Raw genomic sequence first — 23,630 nt, forward strand, 5'->3', positions numbered from 1 at the left:
CTGCGAGGCGGCATCACGGGGTTGGAGGCATCAGGTTCCCACGTATATCGTATAAAACTATCCCCGCCATGATCGCTCCGACCACGCATAGGAAGACGACGAACCACCCTAGAGGCCCGTCTAAGGCGAAGCCCAGAACAGTCGCCGTGCGGTGATTGAGCACCTCGCCTAGGACCTCATTATGCTCCAGTTCTCTGCGGACGTGTACGCTGACCGGCGAGGAAGCGCTTGGTTCAGAGTAATCGGGCGCGTAATGGGGCTGGAGCAAGCCAAGCAATACTGTAGAGCCCAGAGTCAAAGACCCAATAAGGGTCAATAAGCTCAACGTCCGGAGAGTGTATACGTCTATGTGACTATTGACGGGCAGCAGTGCTGTGAGCGAACCGAGCCCGGTGAGAAGGGCGCTCACCGCGAGCGCGACCTTGGCGTTTCTGCGCCCCGCAAAGTAGCGCCGCACCTTGTTTTTGTATGGATATGCAGGCATTTCCTCCCAGGTCGCCCGGGGCACCTTCACCCATTCCCACATCGTCGCTGATGAGGCGCGCGTATCCTCGCCCGAGGTTAATCCCGCCGGCGCCTCTGCCATACTACCTTCTAGAGCGGCAAGACGCGCGGCTAGTTCCTCTACCGTGCTGGCCTTCGCCTCCACAGCCTGCAGGCGCGCGCCGGCTGCCGTCACAGTTTCCCGTAAGCCCTCCACCGCTTTGAAGATGCGGTCCAGGCCACGCCGGTGCAATGAACGGTTTCGGGCCATGCAGAAGCGGTCCGCCCGATCCCAGTTGATCTGCTTGGGCAGCGGCGCGTCCGCTTTGCGTCCGATCCGTATCTCCATCTCGTGAAAAATCTGGTCTAGCGTCAGCACGGGATCGTCCCGCTCGACCCCGCGCTCCAGCACATCCACTAAGGCGCCAGTAAAGCGGGTGAGGGTCTCGTCCGGCGGCGCTAGCGCCTTCATGTCGCCAGGTGCGGCCGCGATCCCATAGGTGCCTTCCACATCGATGGCCGGGCGCAGAGCCCCTTCCGCCTCAGCCTCCGACATTCCGCCCTCGAAGGCGCGGCCGCTATAGCAGCAGTCCAGGATCAGCACCCGTTTGCGCGCGCGGGAGGCGCGCATGGCCTGCTTCACCTGGGTGATTGATACGCCGTTGAAGCTCTTGTTGTCGCGCGTTGTGTGGCCCACGGCCAAGTAGAGTGGTGAGTTGGCGTCGCCGTAGAGTCCGTGTCCGGCATAGTAGACAATCAGCGTGTCGCTGGCCTGTCGAGCCGCCTCCGCGATGCCGTTCAGAGCATCGCTGGCCTCCGCTCGGTCCAGCAGCACGACGATGCTATCTCGCGGCAGGCCCACGATATCCGGGTCCGCGAACAGGCGCGCAAGGTACAGGATGTTCTGCTCGACCTGCGGCAGAGCGGGAAGTCCCACCTCATCGCGTGGGCAGCGGCTCGTGCCGAATAAGACTACCCGCGTGACCGGGCCATAGGACAGGTCAGCTGGGTAGGTCATGTCAGGACTTCGCCAAACGCTCCGCCTGGGAAACGAGTTCGTCGATCGAGGCTGGATTGCGGCTGTCGATAGTAACTGTACGGTCTCCCGCTTTGACTGTGATCGTCACGGCTGGGGTTCTTGCTTCGATATAGCGATGAATGCTGCGCACGAGTTCAACCACAGCCGGTCCGGCCAGGATCACTGTCAGCAGCGCCAGCAACTCGGGGCCCTGGTCGCCGGGACCGGGCAGCTTCTCCCCCTGGCGCAGATCTTCGACGCCCCGAATACGGGCCTCGTGAAGCCAGTCTCGCAGTTCCGCCGTCTCGGCTACTGCTCCCGCGCCGGCCACATCAATTGCGATCTCCATACTGGGCTCCTCAGGCACCAATGTCATGCAGTCCCGAACGGTAGCGCAGCGGCGGCGGTAGGAGTAGGGGCGTGTGAGAACTCCCCCACGGACGGCAACCCAGGCAAGGCGTGTTGGTCAGATGGCTGCGACCGGTGGCTCGCGACCAGTCCTGCCTGGAACCACAGTTGCTACTTAGCGGCTGACGTCAGGGCAGCGCGTCTCAGGCGGCTCGCCTCATGCGCTTGACGGGACGCGCAGCGGGGGCGAGCCGCACAACTGGAGGACGCTGGTCTTGCGTCCCCAGCAGCGCAGCCCGCACTTCGGGCACCAATCCATGTTCCCACATGATTGACACGGCTCGTCTCAGGTTCTGCTCCAAGGCGCCGGGCGCATACACCTTGAGGGCCAGAGACCGCTCGGCGTGCCCCATCAGGGCGCCCATCAACGTTGGATCGATGCCACTCTGACCTGACTGCATTGCGTCACGCAGGGCTGCCGCGAAGGAGCGTCGGAAGGAGTGGAAGTCCACCCCGATTACATCATCGCCGATGATCCGACCCCGGGCCTGCCCGAAGCGGTGGGAGAGGGTCTTCCCGCGTCGTGGGTCAGGTCCTAGGGCCGGGAGATCTGGCCAGAGTGGTGCGCCTGGGGAGCGGTCCTCCAGGGATGCTAGACGCCGCGCCATGACCTTCTGAGCGTAGTCGCAGAGGGGCACGACACGCACGGCGTTCTTGGTCTTCCCGCTTCCCACGCGAAGAGACATGCCATCGTCCACCAAGTCTCCCACCCGGAGGCCCGCTAACTCGTTCGCGCGGCAGCCCGTGAGGAGGGCCAAGCGCACTGCATCCCACAAGGCTGGAGCGTAGCCACCTCCCCGAGGGGCCCAGTCCTCGCCGCGTGCGCGAATGAGCTTCAACAGTTCCTCTGTCGTGTAGGGGCGCTTGCTGCGGTCGTTCTCGTCGTCGGACGTTGGACGATGGCCCCGATTGGACCCAGCCATCTGGTCGTCCCAGGGGTTGCCTTCACCGAAGCCTCGGCGGCGGACCCAGCGCCACAGACCCATGAACGACGACACCTCGCGGTGGATCGTGGCGTCCGAAACGTGGCGGCCAGTCTTGGCGCTGACCGTGGCGCGGCGCCAAGCGACGTAGTCACCCGCGAGACGGCGCGTGACGTCCGACGGCATGACGGCCTCTGAGACTGGGAAGCGGCTGGGGTCCTGCAATCGTAGGAAGTCAGCCAGGAGACGTATGGCTGCCCGGTGGCCTTCGATAGTTTGGCGTTTGATCTTCCCAGCGCGCTCCACTTCCGTGAGCCATCGGTCACGGGCGTCGGCCAGAGACAGACCCGCGTCTCCCACCATAGCGAGGTAGCGGAGGGCTGCGCTGCTGCCTTCAGTGCGCTCAAGCTCGCGGAACTCTTCGACCACCTCCTGATGGATGTCGTCACGTGCTGAGAGCGTCTCGACCTCGCCGTCTCCCTCATCGATCACAAGGTAGGGCTTGTCGCTGGCCAGCCGCAGGCGTTCGCGCTGTTCCTCGGCGCGCTTGGCCCACGGCGGCATCCAGGCCGTCGTGAGACGAGGTAGACGGGCGGCTTCAAGCTTCTGGTCAACCTCGGCGCGCAGCGCTGCAATGGCGGCAGGTAGCCTCTGTAGGGCTTGACCGCGATCACTCGTGTTAAGTGTGCGGACCCTCTCTCGGCACTGCCCGCTAGGCGTCCCGTAGGCTCGCCCAACGTCAACCCACCGGGCCTTGGGGATGATCAACCGAGCGAAGTACGCGTTGCCGCGCCGAAGGGGCTTCTTCATGGAGTCGAGAATGCCTGAAGATGCCGTAGCGTTCCACAGTCTGTACCGCACGCAGTGTACCGCAGCGTGGCGCTGCCTTGCGGCACATTCCGCATAAGCTGCGGAAAATTCTGGCGAATTCTGAGGTGGTCCCCCCTGCCGGATTCGAACCGGCACACCCCAACGGGTGAGCGATTTTAAGTCGCCTGCGTCTACCGTTCCGCCAAGGGGGGACGCGGGCGCAGCATAGCGCGCTGCCGCGCCGCGTCACGCCGCGGACTGCACGGCCTCCTGGGCATCGGTAATGGCCTCGATCACCATCCGCTCCGTCAGGATCTGCGGCAGCACCACGGGTGCGCCACCACGGGCGGGATAGAAGAGGTAGAGCGGCACGCCTTCCCGCCCCTGGGCGCGCAAAAGGGCGGTGATGGCGGGGTCGCCTCGCGTCCAGTCACCTGTCAGCAACGCCACCCCCTCGCGCGCGAATGCGGCGCGCACGGCCTCGGCCTCCAGCGCCACGCGCTCATTGACGCGGCAGGTGATGCACCAGGCGGCGGTGAGATTGACGAAGACCGGGCGGCCCTCGGCGCGGAGGGCGGCGAGCCGGGCCTCCGACCAAGCCTCGCCGGCCACCTCGGCCCGGGCTGCTGGGGGCGCGGCCACATCGACGCGCGGCAGCAACGCCAGCGCCGCCAGCAGCGCGACCAGGGCGACGCCACCCCCCAGCCGGAGCCCCCGCCCGGCGGATTGCGCGACGCCCAGCGCCCAGCCGGCGAAGCCCACCAACAACGCGCCCGCCAGCAGCCAGACCAGCCCGTCCGGCCCAGACTGCACCGTCACCACCCAGGCGAGCCAGGCGGCCGCGCCATACATGGGGAAGGCCAGGGCCTGCCGCAGCCGCTCCATCCAGGCGCCGGGCCTGGGCAACAGGCGCGCAAGTGCGGGAAAGGCGCCCAGCGTGGCATGAGGCAGAGCCATGCCCAGGCCCATGGCGCCGAACACGGCAAGCGCGGCGAGGGGCGGCATCGCCAGGGCCGCGCCCAGCGCCGCCGCCATGAAAGGGGCGGTGCAGGGCGTCGCCACGGCCACCGCCAGGACACCGATGCCCAGGCTTCCCCAGCGCCCCGCACCCATAGTGGGGCCACCCACCGCATAGACGCCGGAGAGGTTCAGCCCCACCGCCAGCATCAGCCAGGCCATGGCCGCCACGAAGACCGGCGAGGTGAACTGGAACCCCCATCCCGCCGCCATGCCCAGTGCGCGCAGTGCCACCAGCGCCCCACCGATCGCGAGGAAGGCCAGCACCACCCCGCCGACATAGGCCAGCGCCTCCCCCCGCACGGCGGCACGCGAGGCGCCGGAAAGCCGCGCCAGCGCCATGGCCTTCATGGCCAGCACGGGGAAGACGCAGGGCATCAGGTTCAGGATCAGCCCACCCAGCACCGCCCAGAGCACCACCTGCCAAAGCGGCAGCCCGGCGCGGGCGGCCGGCATGGCGCCAGGCTCGGCCGAGAGGACGTAGGCGCTGCGCACACCAGCCGCGTCGGTAATCGCCACCACGCCGGAGATGGCCGGCGGCAGGGGCGCGGTGCCACGCGTCAGCGACAGCACCAGTGCCCCGTCCCGCAGCGCGAAGGCCTGTGGGGCCGTGTTGTCCAGCACCCCGGGCGCCTCGGGGAAGAAGAAGGCCTCCTTCACCGCACCCGGCTTCAGATCGGCGCCGGCGATCTCGATGGCGCCGCGCGGGCCCTCGAAGCCCAGCGTTGCGGCGAACAGGGAGGGGCGGGGAAGGGCGGCCTCGGCCTGGCGGAAAATGTCGGCGACGGCCGGATCGGGGCGTGGCGCGGCCTCCACCGGCAGGTCCAGGCGGAAGGCGCCTTCCTCGGGGATGCAGACCTGCTCGCAGACCAGCCAGCGGGCCGTGCCCTCGATGGTATAGAGGCGGCCGGGTTCCAGCCCGGCCGGCGGCGTCAAGGTCAGCGGGAAGACCGCCTCGCCGAGATAGCCGAAATTCACCAGCGGGCCGTAGGGAATGCGCAGCGGCGCCGGGAAGGCCATCGGCTCGGCCTGCCCGCCATCTGGCAGGGTGAGATCGAGCGAGGGAGCCTCCCCCGCATCGCCCGGATTGGTCCAGTAGGTGTGCCAGCCCGGTGCCAGAACCTGCCGCAGCGCGAGGCGGAAAGGCTGGCCCGGAGCCACCGCCCCGACCTGTGCGACCAGCGTCACCCGGGCACGCGGCGACTCCACGGCCTCGCTCTCCACCGCATTGGCGGCGAAGGGCGCGAGCAGGATCGCCAGCAGGAAGGCCAGGGCGCGCATGGGCGGGGCATAGGACCGAAGCGCCATGCCCCGCAACTCATGCCTCAGGCGCTGGCGGCATCCAGCGCCGCGATATCTTCGGCCGAAAGCGTCAGCCGAACGGACTTCACCAGGCTGGCGAGCTGTTCCAGGCTCGTCGCGCTGGCGATCGGGGCCGTGATCCCCTCGCGCGCGATCACCCAGGCCAGGGCCACTTCGGCCGGGGTGGCGCCGTTGCGCGCCGCCACCTCGTCCAGCGCCGCCAGGATCTTCATCCCCCGGGCGTCGAGATACTTCTCCACCCGGCTGCCGCGCTGGCTCTTTGAGAGATCCTCCTTCGAGCGGTACTTGCCAGAGAGGAAGCCGGAGGCGAGCGAGAAATAGGTGATGACGCCGATGCCCTCGCGCATGACGAGGTCTCGCAGAGGTCCGTCGAAATCCGCGCGGTCATAGAGATTGTATTGCGGCTGCAGCGTCTCGTAGCGCGGCAGGCCCTTCTCCTTCGCCACCTTCAGGGATTCCGCCAGCAGCGTGGCATCGTAGTTGGAGGTGCCGATGGCCCGCACCTTCCCAGCCTTCATCAGCGCTTCATAGGCGCGCAGCGTCTCCTCATGCGGCGTGTTCGGATCGGGCCAGTGGGACTGGTAGAGGTCGATCACATCGGTGTTCAGCCGGCGGAGCGAGTTTTCCACCTCCTTCTCGATCCACTTCGCCGAAAGATCCTTGTGGCCCTGGCCCATGTCGCCCCCGACCTTGGTCAGGATCAGGACCTTCCCGCGCTTGCCCGGATTGGCGCGCAGCCAGTTGCCGATGATCGTCTCGGATTCGCCGCCCTGGTTGTCCGGGACCCAGCGGGAATAGACATCCGCCGTGTCGATGGCGTTCAGCCCGGCATCCACGAAGGCGTCCAGCAGGCGAAAGCTGGTGGGTTCGTCGACGGTCCAGCCGAAGACATTGCCGCCGAAGACGAGGGGGGCAATCTCCAGGCCGCTGCGGCCGAGGGGGCGCTTCTGCATGGGGTGGTCCTTCATGCGCTGTGCGGGCGGGAGTTGGGGCGCGGCGCGCGCGTTTGACAAGCCGCGCCCCGGCCCCGAGACCGGCCCCGCCATGCAACTGCCCGAACTTCCCGTCGCCGAGGCGCTGCCCGCCCTTCTGGCCAGCCTGCGCGAGGGCTCCAACGCCGTGCTCGTCGCCCCGCCCGGAGCGGGCAAGACGACGATCGTGCCGCTGACCCTGCTGGACGAGCCCTGGGCCACCGGAAAGATCCTGGTTCTGGAGCCCCGCCGCGTCGCCGCTCGCGCCGCCGCGCGCCGCATGGCCGATTTGGCGGGGGAGGGGGCACCGGGAGGGCTGGTGGGCCTTTCCACCCGGCTGGACCGCGCCGTCTCCGACCGCACGCGGGTGGAGGTGGTGACAGAAGGGCTGCTGGTGCGCCGCCTGCAATCCGATCCGGGCCTCGATGGCGTTTCGGCGGTGCTGTTCGACGAGGCGCATGAGCGGCATCTCGATACCGATCTCGGCCTCGCCCTGTGCCTGGATCTGCAGCGGGCGCTGCGGCCGGAACTGCGGCTCCTGGCGATGTCCGCGACGCTGGATGCGGCTGGCTTCGGCACGCTGCTGGATGCGCCGGTCATCGAGAGCGCGGGGCGCGCCTATCCCGTGGCTGTCCATTACCGCCCGCGTGACCTGAAGGAACCGCGTGAGCTCCCCGAAGCCATGGCCGGTGCCATCCGTGCCGCGCTGCGCGAGCATCCTGGCGACGTGCTGGCCTTCCTTCCCGGCTGGGGCGAGATCCGCCGCACTGCGGAGCGGTTGGGCGGGGTGGAGGCCGATGTCCTGCCCCTGCACGGCGAAATGCAGCCGGCCGAGCAGGACAAGGCGCTGAACCCCTCCAGCCGCCGCAAGGTGGTGCTGGCGACCTCCATCGCCGAAACCTCGTTGACCGTGCCGGGGGTGCGCATCGTCGTGGATGGCGGCTTTCGCCGTGCCCCGCGGCTGGATGCCGCCACGGGGTTGACGCGCCTGGCGACCATCCGCATCTCCCGCGCCGCCGCCGAGCAGCGGGCCGGCCGCGCCGGCCGCACCGAGCCCGGCGTCGCCATCCGCCTCTGGAGCGAGGCGCTGCATCGCGGCCTGCCGATCGCCGACCGGCCAGAAATGCTGGAGGCCGAACTCTCCGGCCTGGCGCTCGACTGCGCCGCCTGGGGTGCCGATCCCCGCGCCCTGCCCTTCCTCGACCCGCCGCCGGAGGGGGCGCTCGCCGCCGCCCGCACCCTGCTGCGGGAGCTGGACGCACTCGATGGGGAAGGCCGCATCACCGCCACCGGTCGCCGCATGGCGCGCCTCGGTGCCCATCCGCGGTTGGCGCGGGTGATGGTGGAGACGCGAACGCCGGAGGAAGGCGCCCTGGCCGCCGACCTCGCCGCGCTGCTGGAGGAACGTGACCCCATCCGCAATCGCGAGGCGCCAAGCGACCTCAACATGCGCCTGGACCTGCTGCGCGGCGGCGACCATCCTGAGGCCGACCGCGCCACGGTGCAGCGCATCCGCCGCACCGCGCAGATTCACCGCCGCCGCCTCTCCATCCCCGAGCGCACCACGCCGGAAGGCGACCCCGCCGCCCTGCTGGCCGCCGGCTTTCCAGACAGGATCGCGGCAAGGCGCGGCACGATGGAAGGCGCCTTCCGCCTATCCTCCGGCCAGGGGGCGCGGCTGACCGCCACCGATCCGCTGCGCAAGGCTCCGCTGCTGGCCGTCGCGGCGCTGGAACTGGCGGGCACAGAGGCTCGCATCCGCATGGCGGCCCCCCTGGAGCGGGCCACGCTCGAAGCCCGCTTCCCCGATCGTTTCGTGCGGGAGGAGGTGACGGAATTCGACGCCCGCTCCAACAGCGTGGTGGCCCGCAAGCGCCTGCGCTTCGGCCCGCTGGTGCTGGAGGAGTCCAACCTTCCTCATGGCGATCCGGCGCTGGTGGCCGAGGCCCTGGCCCGCGCCGCCGCCGCCCGCGCCTTCCGCGACCTGGACTGGACCAAGGGGGCTATCCAGCTCCGCGCGCGGCTGCGCTGGGCGCATGCGACGGAGGGGGCGCCCTGGCCGGATGTCTCGGATTCCGCCCTGGCCGCCACCGCCGCCGAATGGCTCGCCCCCCATCTGCACGGCCGGTCGCGCCTCTCGGATCTGCGCGGGCTGGATGCCGCCGCCATCCTGCACTCCCTGGTACCGTGGGGGCTGCGCCGCCGCCTTGATGCCGATCTGCCGCCGCGGGTGGACCTGCCCGAGGGCCGCTCCGCCGGGATAGATTACGACCGTGAGGTGCCGGCGCTCGAGGCCCGCGTCCAGCATCTTTTCGGCCTCGCCGCCCCGCCGCCGCTGATGGGTGGGCACATTCCGCTGCAGGTTTCGCTGCTCTCCCCGGCCGGGCGGCCGATCGCCGTCACCTCGGACCTGGCGGGCTTCTGGAAAGGCGGCTGGGGGGAGGTGCGGCGGGAGATGCGCGGGCGCTACCCGAAGCACGCCTGGCCCGAAGACCCCTCGCAACAAGGATGACGCCTTGAACGGGCAAGCATCGTTCCCTCTCTATGAGGGGAAATTCCCCCGCCGAGTCGCCGGAGAGCCAAAGTCCCCCATGCTCGAACCCATGCATCGCCGCGCTGCCCTCCTCGGCCTCGCGGCCATCGCCGTCGCGCCCGGCTGCACCCCTGTGGATGCGGTGGCCCAGACGCCACGCATGACCGTGCTCCCGGATTTTGCGGATATCGCCCAGGCCGTCCTGCCGGCGGTGGTCAACATCGCCGTCACCGGAGAGCAATCCACCCAGATCCCGCCGGAGCTGCGCGGCACCCCCTTCGAGCGCTATTTCCGCGAGCGCCGGGGCGGGCGCCAGCAGGTGCAGGGCGCGGGCTCCGGCTTCATCATCGACCCGGCGGGCTATGTGGTGACGAACAACCATGTCGTCGGCTCGGCGGCCCGCGTCGTCGTCTCCCTGCAGGATGGCAGCGAGCATCCGGCGCGGGTGGTGGGCACGGATGAGCTGACCGACCTCGCCCTGCTGCGGATCGAATCCCGCGTGCCGCTGACGGCCGTGCCCTGGGGCAGTACCCCGGTGCGGGTGGGGCAGTGGGTTCTGGCCTGCGGCAATCCCTTCGGCCTGGGCGGCACGGTGACCACCGGCATCGTCTCGGCCCGCGGGCGCGAGATCGGGGCCGGGCCCTTCGACGACTTCATCCAGACCGACGCCGCCATCAACCCCGGCAATTCCGGCGGCCCGCTCTTCAACACGGCGGGCGAGGTGATCGGCATCAACACCGCTATCTACTCCCCCTCGGGCGCAAGCGCGGGCATCGGCTTCGCGACCCCCTCGGACCTGGCCCGGGGCGTGATCGAGCAGCTTCGCCGGGATGGGCGGGTCGAGCGCGGTTGGCTGGGCGTGGCGGTGCAGGATGTGGGCAGCGATGCCCCGCGCGGGCGGCGGGGCGTGCAGATCCAGGGCGTCGAGCGCAATTCCCCGGCCGCCCGCGCCGGGCTGCGCCAGGGGGATCTCGTGACGGCGCTGAACGGCGAGCGGATCGAGACCTCCCGCGCGCTGATCCGCACCGTGGCGGGGGTGACGCCGGGGCAGAGCATCCGGCTTACGCTGTTGCGGGACGGGCGGAGCCAGGACATCAACGTGCAGGTCGGGCGTCGCCCGGCGGGAACCGGGGTGCAACAGTAGGGCCCGCCATCTTGCGCTCCACCACCTTGCGCAAGGCACTGGGCCATGACGCTATGGCCCTGAACGGAAAGGGCCGCGGCCGGCCCCGCCAGAAACACAGTAGTTAGGGACGCGCCGTGCGAATCCTGTTGGTCGAGGACGATCCCGAGGTCGCCCGCTTCGTCCGCAAGGGCCTGACCGAGGCCGGCCACAGCGTCGAGCACCGCGACAATGGCCGGGACGGCCTCTTCGCCGCCGCCGGGGAGCCCTTCGACCTGCTGGTGCTGGACCGCATGCTGCCCGGCGGCGTGGACGGGCTGCGGCTGGTCGAGACCCTGCGCGGCCAGGACAACCGCACGCCCGTGCTCTTCCTCACCGCCCTGTCAGCGGTTGATGAGCGGGTGCGCGGCCTGAAGGCGGGCGGTGACGACTATCTCACCAAGCCCTTCGCCTTCGCGGAACTGCTGGCCCGGGTGGAGGCGCTGGGCCGCCGCCCCGCCGCGGAGGTGCCCGCGACCAAGCTGCGCGTCGCGGACCTGGAGCTGGACCTGCTCTCCCGCTCCGTCACCCGCGGAGGCAAGCGGATCGACGTGCAGCCGCGCGAGTTCCGGCTGCTGGAGCACCTGATGCGCCATGCCGGCCAGGTGGTCACCCGCACCATGCTGCTGGAGAAGGTGTGGGACTACCATTTCGACCCGCAGACCAACGTGATCGACGTCCATGTCTCCCGCCTGCGGCAGAAGCTGGACCGGGGCTTCGACAAGCCGCTGATCCATACGGTGCGCAACGCCGGCTACATGATCCGGACCGAGGACGCGGCCTAGAAGCCCGTGGTCGCCGAGGAGGTCCGCCGCGCGCCTGTCACCCGGCTGGTGGACAGCGCGGGCTTCCGCTTCGCCGTCTTCTTCGCCGGCATGTTCCTGCTGGGCGGCGTCGCCTTCGCCGGCATCGTCTGGTGGAATACGGCGGGTGGGCTGGACCGGCAGACCGATTCCGCCATCCGCTCCGACGTCTTCGCCCTGACCGAGCGCTTCAATGAGGCCGGGCGCGCCGGCGTAGTGGAGGCCATCGAATTCCGCCTCGCGCGGGACGGCGACGACCAGGACCTGTATCGCCTGACCGATCCCGCCGGGCGCCTGCTGGCCGGCAATCTCGACGACACGCCCGACGAGCTGGATGGCCCGGCGCCGGAGGCGGAGCCACTGCGCTGGCTCCGCGCGCCTCTGCTGCGCGAAGGCCTGCTGACCGAGGCCCGCCTCTATCGCGCCGACCTGCCCAATGGCGACCGGCTGCTGGTCGGGCGCGACGTGGAGGAGCGGCTGCGGCTGCGGCAGTTGCTGGCGCGCGGCCTCGGCTGGGCGACCAGCGCCTCCTGCCTGATCGCGCTGATCGGTGCCCTGCTGATCCGCCGGGCACTCCAGGCCAGGCTGCGCCCGGCGGCCGAGACCGTCACCGCCATCGCCCAGGGCGACCTGTCCCAGCGCGTCCCGCTCTCGGACCGGGAGGATGAGTTCGATCGCCTGGGCCGCACACTGAATGCCATGCTCGACCGGATCGGCACGCTCATGGCCGGCATCCGTGGCGTGTCGGACGCCATCGCCCATGACCTCCGCACCCCGGTCGCCCGCGCCCGCGGCCGGCTGGAGGAGGCGCTGGAAGGCGATGCCGAGGCGATGCGCCGCGCCATCGAGCAGGGCATCGCCGACCTGGACGGCATGATCCGCATCTTCCACGCGGTGCTGCGCATCACCGAGGCCGAGGCCGGCGCCCGCCGGGCCGCCTTCACGCGGCTTGACCTCGTTCCCGTGCTGGCGGATGCGGCGGAGCTCTACGAGGCGATTGCCGAGGCGCATGACGTCACGCTGGAGGCCACCCTGCCGGAGAGCCTTCCCATGACCGGGGACCGCGACCTGCTGCTCCAGGCGGTGGCGAACCTGCTCGATAATGCGGTGAAGTTCTCGCCGCCGGGCGGGCGAATCCGGCTCTCGACCGAGGCGTCGGAGACGGCGCTCCGGATCACCGTCGCGGACGAGGGGCCGGGGCTTCCGGACGTCGACCGGGCCCGCGCGGGCGAACGCTTCTTCCGCGCCGACAACGCCCGCACGACGCCGGGCTATGGGCTCGGCCTGTCGCTGGTGCGGGCGGTGGCGGGGCTGCACGGGGGGGAGCTGGCGCTGGCGGACGCTCATCCCGGGCGTGAGCCGCCGGGGCTTGCCGCCACCATCACCCTTGATCCGGAACTCGCGGCTCCGCCCGCCTCCGAGGCTGGAACGTTAGGATGAGCACCATGCCTCCCACGCTTCGTCCGGCGCTGGCGGGGGCGGCAGCGCTCTGCACGACCATCGGGATCGCCCGCTTCGGCTATGTGCCACTCTTTCCCGCCCTGGTCGCGGCCGGATGGGTGGGTGGCGGCGAGGCGGGGGCGCTGGGCGCCACGACCTTCGCGGGGCATCTGGTTGGGGCTCTCGCCGCACCCGTGGCCGGGGCGCGGCTGGGAGTGCGGCGGTCGCTCGACCTGGCCATGGCCCTGGCCACGCTCTCCTTCTTCGCCTGCGCGCTGCATCTCGGCTTCGGCTGGCTGGCCTTGTGGCGCGGCCTGGCCGGCGTGGCCGGCGGCATTGCCATCTCCCTCGCCGGCCCCGCAGTGCAGGCGGTGACGCCCGAGGGCCGGCGCGGCCGGGCGGGCGGCATCGTGATCGCCGGGGTCGGCGCGGGGGTGGTGATCGCCTCGGCCCTGTTGCCGGCATTTCTCTCCGGCGGGATCGCCGTCGCCTGGCTGGGGTTCGGCCTCTGCGCGGCAATGCTCTGGGCCTTCGCGCATCCCCGCTGGCCCGATCCGCCCTCCCTTCCGGCGGCCGCCGGACCGGCCGTACCGCCGCCGCCCGGCATCGTGGGGGCGGTGATCCTCGCCTATGGCCTCTCCGCCGCGGGCATGACGGCGCCCATGGTCTATCTCGCCGATCTCGCGGTGCGCGGGCATGGCATGGGGATGGCGTCGGCCGGGCTGATCTGGGCCCTGTTCGGGCTGGGCGCGGTGGCCGGCACGATCAGCGGCGGGCGGGTGGTCGACCGGATGGGACGCTGGGCCATGGCGCTGTGGATGGTGGCGCAGGTGGCGGGGCTGGGCCTCGCGCTACTGCCACATCCGGCGGCGGTGCCTGCCGCTGCGCTTCTCTGTGGCTTCTCCGGCATCGGGATCACCGCCGTGACCCTGGGGCGCCTGCGCGCCACCGCCGGGGCCGCCACGGGCCGCCTCTGGTCGCAGTCCACGGCAGTCTATGCCGCAGCCCAGGCAGTCACCGGCTATGCCTTCGCCTGGCTCTTCGCCGTGACGGGGGATCAGCACATGCCGGTCTTCCTGGCAGGGCTTGCGCTCAGCGTGGCGGGGCTGGGGGTCGCGCTGCGGCGGGGATAAGGGCCGACGTGAGGGCCGCCTCCTCCGGCGTGCTGCTTCGGCGTTGGTGATGGCGGGCAGCGATCCGGTGGCTGCCAACTTGCCAGCGACGTGTGGTTCGGGTTCGCGGGGAGCGAATTGTTGCGCACCATAATCCTCTGACTAAAGTCAGGGGATGGATGAACAACAGATCGATCGCGTGCGCCGTTTCAACCGCCTTGTCACGCAGCATGTGGGCGCGCTTGAAAACAGCTACCTCCAACGAGGCCGCCCACTTGGCGAGGCCCGACTGCTGCACGAGATTGGATCCAGCGGCACTGACGTGCGTGCGCTGCGCGAGCGGCTCAAACTCGACTCGGGATATCTCAGCCGCCTGTTGCGGTCGCTTGAAGCTCAGGGCCTCGTCCAGGCCGAGGCTCCGCCGAAGAGTGACGGTCGGGTGCGGCGCGTGGTCCTGACCCCCAATGGCATTGCCGAGCGCGCGACCTATGATGTGCTTTCGAACGAGTTAGCATGGTCCTTTCTGGAGCCCCTCGATTCAGCGCAGCGCGGTAGACTTGTGAGCGCCATGGCCGAGGTCGAGCGCCTGCTTCGCGCCGGCGCAGTGGACATGCGCGTTGAAGGCCCCGGCAGCACCGCGGCGCAATGGTGTCTGGCGCAATACTTCACGGAACTTGCCGCACGCTTCGACAAGGGCTTCGACCCGGCCCAGAGCAATTCAGCCAGCATTCAGGAGATGACGCCGCCAAAAGGGTGGTTTGTGGTCGCTTGGCTCTACGGCGCTCCCGTCGGCTGCGGAGCGCTGAAGCTGGGAATGGAAGGCACAGGCGAAATCAAGCGGATGTGGACGGCCTCGGATACGAGAGGGCTCGGAATCGCGCGCCGGATGCTGCGGAGGCTGGAGGCGTTGGCGCGCGAGTCCGGCCTGGCACGGCTACGCCTGGAGACCAACCGCAGTCTGACAGAGGCCCAGGCGCTCTACCGGTCGGAGGACTACCAGGAAGTGGAGCGGTTCAACGCCGAGCCTTACGCCCATCACTGGTTCGAGAAGCGGCTGTGAACAGCCAGCGGCTTTCCCCGCTGGACAGGAGATGAAAGAAAGGATCCGGGAAGGAACCTGCTTCTATGTCTGCGTTGTCCGCTGCCGCCCGGAAATTCGACCCGACACGGGCCAATGAGTACCAGGCTCAGAGCCGCATTGCTCTGGCAGGATACAACGCATGCCATGAACTGGCCGCCTGCATGCTCGCAGCGGCCGTTGGTCCCGGGACCACGGCGCATGTCCTGGTCGTGGGAGCAGGAGGAGGCGCACAGGAGATTGTCTCCGCGGGCATGCTGGAGCCGAACTGGCGCTTCACCGCGGTTGATCCGTCGCGACCAATGATGGACATCGCGGTTGCGCAGCTGGAGCAGAAGGGCCTGGCATCGCGAACCGACATCCATCTCGGCTACGTCGATGACCTCCCCTCCCATGTGCGATTCGACGCCGCGACCCTGATCGGGGTGCTCCATCATCAACCTGGGAACGGGGCCAAGCACCGGCTTTTGCATTCCATCGCGAGCCGCCTGGCGCCGGGCGCTCCGCTGATCCTGGCAGGGAACCGCTACGCCTATGCCAGCCAGCCGCTGCTCCTGGCCGCCTGGGGCGAGCGCTGGCGTATGCAGGGAGCAACAGCCGAGGAGGTGCAGGCCAAGCTCGGCAAGATCCTGGAGGGAGCTGATCCTCCCGCCTCAGAGGACGCCGTGGCCGAACTCCTCGCCGATGCGGGATTTGAGCAGCCTACCTGGTTCTTCTCGAGCTTGTTCTGGGGGGCATGCCTGACGAAACGTGTCAGCGATGCCTCTCCAGGCAGCTGAAGCCGATCATGCCTGCGTAAGTCTGCTATTCATTCATCTCTGTCGTTCCTGATTCGGTTTTCACCTCCCGGCCTTCCATACTCTCGCCTTCGAATTCCGACGCATCCGCCCGCATGATGCGGTCCAGCGGCAACTCGATGTCGCAGACGAGCCCCGTCGACTCCCAGGCCGTGGAGACCTTGCCGCCGAGCTGATCCCGCAGGGTTCCACTCAGGACGCGGGAGCCGAAGCCGAGCCGGGTCGGGGGGCCTTCCTGCGGCGGGCCCCCGGTTTCGGCCCAGCGGAAGCGCAGGACGGCGCCGGGGGCGCGCTCGACATGCCATTCAATGGTGAGCCGCCCGGTCGGCTTCGACAGGGCACCGTATTTCACAGCATTCGTCGCCAACTCGTGGATTGCCATCGAGAAGGGCTGCGCCGCGCCCGCGGGCAGCACGAGGCGCTTGCCACGCAGCACGACCTTGAGGCCGGAGCCATGGTCATCGAGGAAGGAGGACAACTCGCCACGCAGCAGCGTGTGCAGGTCGGCGCCGGACCAGCGATCGGCGGCCAGCAGCGTCTGGGCCCGCGCCAGGGCGGCCACCCGGCCCTCGATGGCGCGAATGAAGCTCGGGACATCATCGGCCCGCGTCAGCCGCAGCGCCGCCTGCACCACCGCGAGCGCGTTCTTGGCGCGGTGGTTCACCTCCCGCGCGAGGAAGGCCTGCAGCTCCGTCGAGCGCCGCTCCTCGTCGACATCGACGATCACCACCAGCGCTGCCACCACCTGCCCGTCCTCGCCTTGCACGGGAACGCCGCTCACGCGGCGCCAGCGGTCGCCTTCCGCGCCACGCTGCACGAAGTCCATGTTGAGGGCCAGCTCGCCGCGCAGCGCCCGGGCGGCGGGAAATTCCTGCGGCAGAATAGGTTGCCCGTCCGCATGGAAGGCACGCCACTCGCTGCCCAGCCTGGCATCGGCGGATGGGATGATGCATCCGGGCAGGAAGCGGCGGAACTCCGGATTGGCGAGGATGATCTGCCCCGTGGGGCTCACCAGCGCGGCCCCCACCGGCAGGTGCTCGACCACCGTTTCCATCTTGCTGGCCGAGCGGAGCGCCTCCTGGACGCGCTCGCGCTCCGCCGCCTCGGCCCGCAGCCTGCGGTTCGCCTCGGTCAGCGCGTGGGTGCGCTCGGCCACGCGGCGCTCCAGCTCCTGGTTGCTGTTCCGCATCTCGCCGAAGACGCGCAGCCGTTCCACCGCGGCGGCGATGAGGTTGGCATAGCTGCGGAGGAAGACGATGTCGTCGTCGGTGAACTCGCGGGGTTCGCGGCTGTCCACCTGCAGGATGCCGAAGGGCGGCCGGCCCCGGGCGCCGATGATGATGACGTTGACGATGGCCTTCACGCCGTGGTCGGTCAGGAAGGGCGCATAGTCGAAGCGCTTCTCCTGGCTGATGTCGCTGGAGACGACCGGCTCTCCGGTACTGAGCGCATGGCCTTCCGAGGTGCCTCTGCTCGCCTTCAACCGGAGCTGGCCGACGATGCCGGGATTCCAGCCGACCCCGGCCCGCACCAGCAGGGTTTCGCCGTCCTCCTGCAGCTCCACGACCTTGGCGAGATCGGTTCCGAGGGTGTCGCCCACCAGGCGGCACGCCTCGTTCAGAATCTCGTCCAGGTCTTCCGACTGCAGGGCCAATTCGCCAAAACGGGCCAGTGTCCTCTGTTGCCGCAGCAGCTCGTCGTGCTCTTTCTCTTCCCTCTTACTCAAGGCCCGTCATCGCTCCCGCTCCTCCATGTGCCTAACGCGGCTGGAGGGGGAGCGCCTTCATGCTGGAGACCTTTTTACCTAGGTTTACTGGGAGAACCTGGCGCAGCGCCTTGCTCCCGGTGCGGCCTGCAACCACCCGTTGCGGCCGGCGCCCCCTTGCCACGGACGCCTCGGCGGGGAACATCCTCCGACGACGCAGGAGGAGATCCCATGCCGGACGATCATGGCCCCAAGCCGCCGCCCGAGGACCCGCGCCTGCCGCTCTCCGGCCTTCGTGTGGTGGAGCTGGGCCACTACATCGCCGCGCCCTTCGCCACCCGGCTGCTGGCCGACCTGGGTGCCGAGGTGATCAAGGTGGAGCCACCGGAGGGCGACCCGCATCGCGACTGGGGCGCGCGGGTGAACGGACATGCGGTGTGGTTCAGCATCCATGGCCGCAACAAGCTCTCCGTCACCCTGGACCTGAAGACAGAGGAAGGGCGCAGCCGCGTGCGTGCCCTCTGCGCCCGTGCGGATGCCCTGGTGGAGAACTTCCGCCCCGGCTACCTGGAGCGCATCGGCCTGGGGCCGGACGTGCTGCGCGCCGAGAACCCGCGCCTCGTGATCGCCCGCGTCTCCGGCTATGGCCAGGATGGGCCCTATCGCGACAAGCCGGCCTTCGGGGCGATCGGCGAGGCGATGGGGGGGCTGCGCCACCTGACCGCCAATCCCGGCCAGACGGACCTGCCGCCGCCGCGCTGCGGCGTCTCGATCAGTGATGACCTGGCGGGGATGTATGCCGCGCTCTCCCTCGTCTCCGCCTGCTGGGGGCGGGACCGGAAGCCGGATGGCAAGGGCACGACGATCGATCTCGACCTCGTCTCCTCCGTCTTCTCGCTCATGGAGGGGATGCTGCCGGAATACGGGCTGCTCGGCCGCGTGCGGCAGCCCATGGGTGCCGCCCTGCCCAGCGCCGCCCCCACCAACACCTATCCCTGCGCGGATGGGAAATGGCTGGCGGTGGCGGGCAATTCCGACCTCATCTTCCGCCGCCTGATGCTGGAGATTGGCCGCCCGGACCTGGCCGAGGACCCGCGCATGGCCAGCAATTCCGGCCGCTGCGCCAATGCCGCCGAGCTGGACGCCGCCATCGCCGAATGGACCCGCACCCGGACCGCCAAGGAGGCGCAGGAGGCGCTGGAGGCCGTGCAGGTGCCCTGCTCACGCCTCTACGACATGAAGGATTGCGTGGAAGATCCGCATTTCCAGGCGCGCGACCTGATGCTGGATATCGCGGACCCGCTGGTCGGCACCACCGTGCCGCATCCTGCCGCCCCTTTTCGCTTCGAGGGGGTGCCGCCGCGCGACATGGTGCGCTGGCCGGGGCCTGCGCTGGGGGCGCATAACGACTACGTCTTCGGCAAGCTGCTGAAGGAGGACATGCCATGACCGAGCAGGCCACGATCAGCGATGTCGCTCCGCGCGACGGGCTGCAATCCATCGGCCCCTTCGTGCCGACGGAAACCAAGATCGCCATCCTCCGCGCCATCTACGCCGCTGGCATCCGGCGGATGGAGATCGGCTCCTTCGTCTCGCCCCGGGCCGTGCCGCAGATGGCGGATACGGGGGAGGTGCTGAAGGCGGCGCTGGAGTTGCCCGGGCTGGAATCCACGGTGCTGGTGCCGAACCGCAAGGGCTTCGAACTGGCGGCGGCTTCCGGCGCGCAGCGGCTCGGCCTCTTCATGTCGGCGACCGAGAGCCACAACAAGGCGAACCTCAACCGCACGCGGGAGGAATCCTTCGCCGACCTCGCCGCCATCGTTCAGGAAGCGACTGCGGCCGGGCTGTTGGTGCGCTTCAATCTCTCCACCGTCTTCCATTGCCCCTTCGAGGGCGTGGTGCCGGACGAGACGGCGTTGCGCTGGGTCGAGCGGATCGTCGCGTTGGACCCCGACATGGAGATCGCGCTGGCCGACACGACCGGCAACGCCGCGCCGGACCAGGTGCGCCGCCTGTTCGAGAAGTCGCATGCCGCATGGGGCAAGCGCTTCGCCTTCCACGGGCATGACACCTACGGCATGGGCCTCGCCAATGTGTCGGCCGCCTGGGAGGCAGGGGTGCGGATCTTCGATTCCGCCGCCGGCGGGCTGGGCGGCTGCCCCTTCGCGCCGGGCGCCACCGGAAATGTCGCCACCGAGGATGTGGTCTGGCTGTTCCACCGCATGGGGGTGGAGACGGGCGTGGATTGGAGCAAGTTGCTGGAGGCGGCCGATCTTGCCGCGGCGGTGCCGGGCGGAACGCCGGGCGGGCGGCTGCGCGGCGTGCCGGCGGTGCGGCGCGCGGCATAGGGCCCAGGGGCTGGCGCCGCGTAGGCGTCAGCGCCTTCCCGCTTCGGCAGGCTTGGCGGGGAGGAGGCGGCGGGGCAGGCGTCCATTAATGAAGGCGAGACCACCGCCGATCAGCGCCATGCCGAGCAGGTGTCGCGGCTGCAGGGTCTCGCCCAACACCGAGACGCCGAGCAGGACGGCGCTGACCGGGATCAGGAAGGTCACCAGCAGCAGATTCGTGGCGCCGCTTGTGGCCAGGATGCGGAAATACAGCCAATAGGCGAGGGCGGTGGAAAGCAGCCCTACGCCGAGCACGGCGCCCCAGGTCGCGGCATTCGGCGGTGCCAGGGTCCAGGGCTGGTCGATGAGCAGCATCATGGGCAGCAGCAGGAGCGTCGAGGCGCAAACCTGGCCCGCCGCGGCCGGCAGGGGCGCCACGCCCAGGCGCCGGAAGCGGCGGCCGTAGATTCCGGCGAAGGCGTAGGAGAGGGCGGCGGCGAGGCAGGCGATCTGCGCCGGGATGTCGTCGCCGAGGCCGCCCAGCACGCCAGGTCCGATCATCACCGCCGCGCCGGCAAATCCCAGGGCCACGCCGCCTGCCTTCAGCACCGTCAGGCGTTCGTCCCGCGTCAACGCATGCGCGACCAGCACGCCGAATAGGGGCGTCGTGGCGTTGAGGATCGCGGCGAGGCCGCTGGCGATCCGGTGCTGCCCCCAGACGATCAGCACGAAAGGCAGCGCGTTGTTGAGCAGCCCCATGCCGAGGAAGGCCGCCCAGACGCGCCTTTCCCGCGGCAGGGACTGGCCGAGCACACGCAACGCCAGCAGCAGGGCGATGGCCGCGACGGCGACGCGCAGCCACACCAGTGTCAGGGACGGCAGTTCCCGCACGGCGACGCCGTTGAAGAAGAAGGAACCACCCCAGAGCACGGCCAAGGCCAGCAGCATCGCCCATTCGCGGCCGCCCATCCTCGCTACCGTCACGTGATCACCCATCGCCGCCGCTCCCCCGCGCCCGGCGGAGAGTAGGGGCGCTGTGGTAGATGGCACTCCGGTTCTTGCGGCCACAGCGCCGCTTATTGACGCTGGGGCAAGCGCCTGTGCCTGGCGGAGCCTCGCGCCCCTGGTCTCGCGCGGGCATCATGCCCTCAATGCAACCTGGCGCCGGAGTCCTGCCGGCACCTCACCGATTTCGAGGACATTCCGGCATGTCGTTCTTCCCGAGCTGGCCCCTCGCCCGGGGCCCAGTCGTGCCTCCCGATGAGCGCCTGCCCTGGGGCACCACGGGCGTCCTGGGCATCCAGCACCTGGTGGCCATGTCGGGCTCCACCATCCTCGGCCCGCTGCTGATGGGCTTCGACCCGAACCTCGCCATCCTATTCTCCGGCATTGGCACGCTCATCTTCTTCCTGCTCGTGGGCGGGCGGGTGCCGAGCTATCTCGGCTCATCCTTTTCCTTCATCGCCGTGGTGATCGCGGTCACCGGCTATGCGGGGCAGGGACCGAATCCGAACATCGGCCCTGCGCTGGGCGGCATCATCGCCTGCGGCGCGCTCTATGCGGCCATCGGTGTGCTGGTGATGTTCACCGGCTCCAACTGGGTCGAGCGGCTGATGCCACCGGCCGTGACGGGCGCGGTAGGCGCGGCCATCGGCCTCAACCTCGCGCCCGTGGCGGTGAGGGGCATCGAGGGAACGGGGCCGCATGTGATTGTCGCGATGGCGACGCTGATCGCGACTTCCTGCATCGCCGTCTATGCACCGCTGGCGATCCGCCGCATCTCGATCCTGGCCGGAATCGGCTGCGGCTACGTGCTGTATCTGATCATCAGCAACGTCATGGGCCTGCTGCCTCCCATCTCCTTCGCCGAATTGTCCACCGCGCCCTGGATCGGCATGCCGACTTTCCATTCACCGACTTTCGAGACCGGCGCGATGCTGCTGATCGCACCGGTGGCCTTCATCCTGGTCGCGGAGAACCTGGGGCACATCAAGGCGATCGGCGCGATGACCGGGCGCAACCTCGATCCCTATATCGGCCGAGGCTTCCTGGGTGACGGCATTGCCACCATGGTCTCGGGCTCCGGCGGCGGCACGGGCGTCACCACCTATGTCGAGAACATGGGCGTGATGGCCGTCACCCGCGTCTATTCCACGCTGATCTTCGTGGTCGCGGCGCTTGCGGCCATCGCGCTGGGCTTCTCGCCGAAATTCGGCGCGCTGCTGCGGACCATTCCCGGGCCGGTGCTGGGCGGGCTGGCCGTGGTGGTGTTCGGACTGATCGCCGCGGCGATGATCCGGCTCTGGGTCGACAACCGCGTGGACTTCTCCGACCCGCGCAACCTGCTGACGGTGGGTGCCGCGCTGGTGCTGGGCGCGGGCAACTTCACGGTCGCGATCGGCGGCTTCTCCATCGCCGGCATCGGCACGGCGACCATTGCGGCCATCGGGCTGTACCAACTGCTCGGGATCGGCCGGCGCGACCCGGTGGGCGTGGTGCACGGCCTTACCGAGAGCGAGCGGGACGCGGCGCGGCGCGAGGCGCACTGATCCCACGGGTTCGTCCCGAGTGGGTGGTCCCGGAGGCGCTGCCTCCGGACCTCCGCCGGGGTGGCAGCGGCCACCCCGGACCCCGCGTCGAGTTTTTCTCGGATTCAGCTAGGTAAGGCAGCGCCGCAGGCCGATTCACTTCGCCTCGCAGGGGGTCATGTCAGCGCCTGAGGTCGTGGACCTCAGGCGCACTTCCAAACAAGATGCTGGGGTCCGGGGAGCCTCAGGCTCCCCGGCGGAGGGTCCGGGAGGCGGCGCCTCCCCGGTTCCAACCGCTCCCGCAATTCAGAACAAGCAGCCAAGTCCAGTCCCGCCCCTGATGGAGCGCGGCCGACCTTACAGCGCGATCTCTATCATCACGGGCACATGGTCGCTCGTCTGCACCCAGTCCCGCGCATCCTTCAGCACCACATGGCGGCGCAGGGCGCCCGCCAGGTCCTGGCTGACCCAGACATGGTCCAGGCGCCGCCCGCGATCCGAGGCGCGCCAGTCCTTCGCGCGATAGGACCACCATGTGTAGAGCTTCTGGTCCGGTGGCGTGAAGTGGCGCAGGGCGTCGTACCAGTCCCCCGCCTGCTGCCAGCGGGTCATGGCTTCCACTTCCACGGGCGTGTGGGAGACGACGCCGACCATCTGCTTGTGGCTCCAGACGTCATGCTCGAGCGGTGCGATGTTCAGGTCGCCCACCAGCACGGAGCGCGTCGCCGGGCCGCGCGCGGCGGTCCAGGCGGTGACTTCGGCGACGAAGTCGAGCTTATGGGCGAATTTCGGGTTCACCTCCCGGTCCGGCGTGTCGCCGCCGGCGGGGACGTAGAAGTTGTGCAGCTCCAGCGGGCCGCCGGGGGTGTCCACCTGCACGCCCAGGTGCCGGCAGTCGCCCTTGCTGCACCAGTCGCGCCCATCCTCCATCAGCGCGATGGGGCGGCGGGACAGCACGGCGACGCCGTTGTAGCCCTTCATCCCGCGGATGATGCGATGGGTGTAGCCGAGCGCCTCGGCGGCTTCATGGGGGAAGTGCTCGTCCGGCGTCTTCGTCTCCTGGAGGCAGAGGACGTCGGGGTCCAGCTCGTCCAGCAGGTGCCGGAGCAGCGGGGCGCGGAGGCGGACGGAGTTGATGTTCCAGGTGGCCACGCGCAGGGGCGCGGCCACCGGGACGATTGCGGGCGGAACC

General features: G+C 69.5%; 18 protein-coding genes and 1 tRNA gene. 10 read left to right on the plus strand and 9 right to left on the minus strand.

Annotated elements, in window-relative coordinates; genetic code table 11:
* Positions 1–13: 13 nt before the first annotated feature.
* From GSE44_RS01710 to GSE44_RS01735, 6 genes are all read right to left on the minus strand, one after another.
* Positions 14–1,501 (minus strand): caspase family protein, encoded by a 1,488-nt coding sequence (locus GSE44_RS01710; protein WP_159346604.1) that lies wholly within the window; start codon positions 1,499–1,501, stop codon positions 14–16.
* A gap of 1 nt (position 1,502) precedes the next feature.
* Entirely contained in the window at positions 1,503–1,850 is a 348-nt protein-coding gene (locus GSE44_RS01715; protein ID WP_159346605.1) for an effector-associated constant component EACC1, read from the minus strand.
* A 202-nt stretch (positions 1,851–2,052) separates the two neighbouring features.
* Positions 2,053–3,642, minus strand: coding sequence for a tyrosine-type recombinase/integrase (locus tag GSE44_RS01720; protein WP_159346607.1), 1,590 nt, complete (start codon positions 3,640–3,642; stop codon positions 2,053–2,055).
* Between the two features lie 126 nt (positions 3,643–3,768).
* Positions 3,769–3,854, minus strand: a tRNA-Leu gene (locus GSE44_RS01725).
* Between the two features lie 34 nt (positions 3,855–3,888).
* Entirely contained in the window at positions 3,889–5,967 is a 2,079-nt protein-coding gene (locus tag GSE44_RS01730) for a protein-disulfide reductase DsbD family protein (protein WP_159346609.1), read from the minus strand.
* Positions 5,968–5,984: 17 nt separating this feature from the next.
* Complete coding sequence (locus GSE44_RS01735) at positions 5,985–6,935, minus strand: aldo/keto reductase (protein ID WP_159346611.1); 951 nt, start codon at positions 6,933–6,935, stop codon at positions 5,985–5,987.
* A 91-nt stretch (positions 6,936–7,026) separates the two neighbouring features.
* On the opposite strand from GSE44_RS01735, the gene hrpB reads away from it, so the two are divergent.
* The 7 genes from hrpB to GSE44_RS01770 all read left to right on the plus strand — a co-directional run bounded on the left by hrpB (position 7,027) and on the right by GSE44_RS01770 (position 15,860).
* Positions 7,027–9,465 (plus strand): ATP-dependent helicase HrpB, encoded by a 2,439-nt coding sequence (hrpB, locus tag GSE44_RS01740; RefSeq protein WP_159346613.1) that lies wholly within the window; start codon positions 7,027–7,029, stop codon positions 9,463–9,465.
* A 79-nt stretch (positions 9,466–9,544) separates the two neighbouring features.
* The gene (locus GSE44_RS01745; protein WP_159346615.1) at positions 9,545–10,630 is read left to right on the plus strand and encodes a trypsin-like peptidase domain-containing protein; all 1,086 of its coding nucleotides are present in this window, start codon (positions 9,545–9,547) and stop codon (positions 10,628–10,630) included.
* 116 nt (positions 10,631–10,746) lie between these two features.
* A complete protein-coding gene (locus GSE44_RS01750; protein WP_159346617.1) occupies positions 10,747–11,433 on the plus strand; it encodes a winged helix-turn-helix domain-containing protein in 687 nt (228 codons plus the stop codon).
* 6 nt (positions 11,434–11,439) lie between these two features.
* On the plus strand, positions 11,440–12,891 hold the full coding sequence (locus tag GSE44_RS01755) for a sensor histidine kinase (RefSeq protein ID WP_235924494.1): 1,452 nt from the start codon (positions 11,440–11,442) through the stop codon (positions 12,889–12,891).
* Between the two features lie 5 nt (positions 12,892–12,896).
* Positions 12,897–14,024: a YbfB/YjiJ family MFS transporter gene (locus GSE44_RS01760; protein WP_159346619.1), complete on the plus strand. Its 1,128-nt coding sequence runs from the start codon at positions 12,897–12,899 to the stop codon at positions 14,022–14,024.
* A gap of 154 nt (positions 14,025–14,178) precedes the next feature.
* The gene (locus GSE44_RS01765; RefSeq protein WP_159346621.1) at positions 14,179–15,063 is read left to right on the plus strand and encodes a bifunctional helix-turn-helix transcriptional regulator/GNAT family N-acetyltransferase; all 885 of its coding nucleotides are present in this window, start codon (positions 14,179–14,181) and stop codon (positions 15,061–15,063) included.
* A gap of 182 nt (positions 15,064–15,245) precedes the next feature.
* The gene (locus tag GSE44_RS01770; RefSeq protein ID WP_268893615.1) at positions 15,246–15,860 is read left to right on the plus strand and encodes a class I SAM-dependent methyltransferase; all 615 of its coding nucleotides are present in this window, start codon (positions 15,246–15,248) and stop codon (positions 15,858–15,860) included.
* A 25-nt stretch (positions 15,861–15,885) separates the two neighbouring features.
* On the opposite strand, the gene GSE44_RS01775 is transcribed toward GSE44_RS01770, so the two are convergent.
* On the minus strand, positions 15,886–17,604 hold the full coding sequence (locus GSE44_RS01775; RefSeq protein WP_159346625.1) for an HWE histidine kinase domain-containing protein: 1,719 nt from the start codon (positions 17,602–17,604) through the stop codon (positions 15,886–15,888).
* A 210-nt stretch (positions 17,605–17,814) separates the two neighbouring features.
* Here GSE44_RS01775 and GSE44_RS01780 point away from each other — a divergent pair, with 210 nt between their 5' ends.
* Together GSE44_RS01780 and GSE44_RS01785 are read left to right on the plus strand one after the other, a co-directional pair.
* On the plus strand, positions 17,815–19,032 hold the full coding sequence (locus tag GSE44_RS01780) for a CaiB/BaiF CoA transferase family protein (RefSeq protein WP_159346626.1): 1,218 nt from the start codon (positions 17,815–17,817) through the stop codon (positions 19,030–19,032).
* A complete protein-coding gene (locus GSE44_RS01785; protein ID WP_159346628.1) occupies positions 19,029–19,931 on the plus strand; it encodes a hydroxymethylglutaryl-CoA lyase in 903 nt (300 codons plus the stop codon). Before GSE44_RS01780 ends, GSE44_RS01785 begins: the two co-directional genes overlap by 4 nt.
* Before the next feature lie 27 nt (positions 19,932–19,958).
* On the opposite strand, the gene GSE44_RS01790 is transcribed toward GSE44_RS01785, so the two are convergent.
* A complete protein-coding gene (locus GSE44_RS01790; RefSeq protein ID WP_235924496.1) occupies positions 19,959–20,906 on the minus strand; it encodes a DMT family transporter in 948 nt (315 codons plus the stop codon).
* Positions 20,907–21,118: 212 nt separating this feature from the next.
* On the opposite strand from GSE44_RS01790, the gene GSE44_RS01795 reads away from it, so the two are divergent.
* Positions 21,119–22,459, plus strand: coding sequence for a solute carrier family 23 protein (locus GSE44_RS01795; protein ID WP_159346630.1), 1,341 nt, complete (start codon positions 21,119–21,121; stop codon positions 22,457–22,459).
* Positions 22,460–22,795: 336 nt separating this feature from the next.
* Here GSE44_RS01795 and GSE44_RS01800 read toward each other — a convergent pair whose 3' ends face one another.
* A complete protein-coding gene (locus tag GSE44_RS01800) occupies positions 22,796–23,617 on the minus strand; it encodes an exodeoxyribonuclease III (protein WP_408015084.1) in 822 nt (273 codons plus the stop codon).
* Positions 23,618–23,630: the final 13 nt, after the last annotated feature.

The organism is Muricoccus harenae (assembly GCF_009848505.1).
GTDB lineage: Bacteria > Pseudomonadota > Alphaproteobacteria > Acetobacterales > Acetobacteraceae > Roseomonas > Roseomonas harenae.

What these genes read in the sequence shown, in the direction of transcription:
- GSE44_RS01710 (WP_159346604.1), bottom strand. Translation starts at nt 1,501, where the DNA reads ATGACCTACCCAGCTGACCTGTCCTATGGCCCGGTCACGCGGGTAGTC.
- GSE44_RS01715 (WP_159346605.1), bottom strand. Translation starts at nt 1,850, where the DNA reads ATGGAGATCGCAATTGATGTGGCCGGCGCGGGAGCAGTAGCCGAGACG.
- GSE44_RS01720 (WP_159346607.1), bottom strand. Translation starts at nt 3,642, where the DNA reads ATGAAGAAGCCCCTTCGGCGCGGCAACGCGTACTTCGCTCGGTTGATC.
- GSE44_RS01730 (WP_159346609.1), bottom strand. Translation starts at nt 5,967, where the DNA reads ATGGCGCTTCGGTCCTATGCCCCGCCCATGCGCGCCCTGGCCTTCCTG.
- GSE44_RS01735 (WP_159346611.1), bottom strand. Translation starts at nt 6,935, where the DNA reads ATGCAGAAGCGCCCCCTCGGCCGCAGCGGCCTGGAGATTGCCCCCCTC.
- hrpB (WP_159346613.1), top strand. Translation starts at nt 7,027, where the DNA reads ATGCAACTGCCCGAACTTCCCGTCGCCGAGGCGCTGCCCGCCCTTCTG.
- GSE44_RS01745 (WP_159346615.1), top strand. Translation starts at nt 9,545, where the DNA reads ATGCTCGAACCCATGCATCGCCGCGCTGCCCTCCTCGGCCTCGCGGCC.
- GSE44_RS01760 (WP_159346619.1), top strand. Translation starts at nt 12,897, where the DNA reads ATGCCTCCCACGCTTCGTCCGGCGCTGGCGGGGGCGGCAGCGCTCTGC.
- GSE44_RS01765 (WP_159346621.1), top strand. Translation starts at nt 14,179, where the DNA reads ATGGATGAACAACAGATCGATCGCGTGCGCCGTTTCAACCGCCTTGTC.
- GSE44_RS01770 (WP_268893615.1), top strand. Translation starts at nt 15,246, where the DNA reads ATGCTCGCAGCGGCCGTTGGTCCCGGGACCACGGCGCATGTCCTGGTC.
- GSE44_RS01780 (WP_159346626.1), top strand. Translation starts at nt 17,815, where the DNA reads ATGCCGGACGATCATGGCCCCAAGCCGCCGCCCGAGGACCCGCGCCTG.
- GSE44_RS01785 (WP_159346628.1), top strand. Translation starts at nt 19,029, where the DNA reads ATGACCGAGCAGGCCACGATCAGCGATGTCGCTCCGCGCGACGGGCTG.
- GSE44_RS01790 (WP_235924496.1), bottom strand. Translation starts at nt 20,906, where the DNA reads ATGGGTGATCACGTGACGGTAGCGAGGATGGGCGGCCGCGAATGGGCG.
- GSE44_RS01795 (WP_159346630.1), top strand. Translation starts at nt 21,119, where the DNA reads ATGTCGTTCTTCCCGAGCTGGCCCCTCGCCCGGGGCCCAGTCGTGCCT.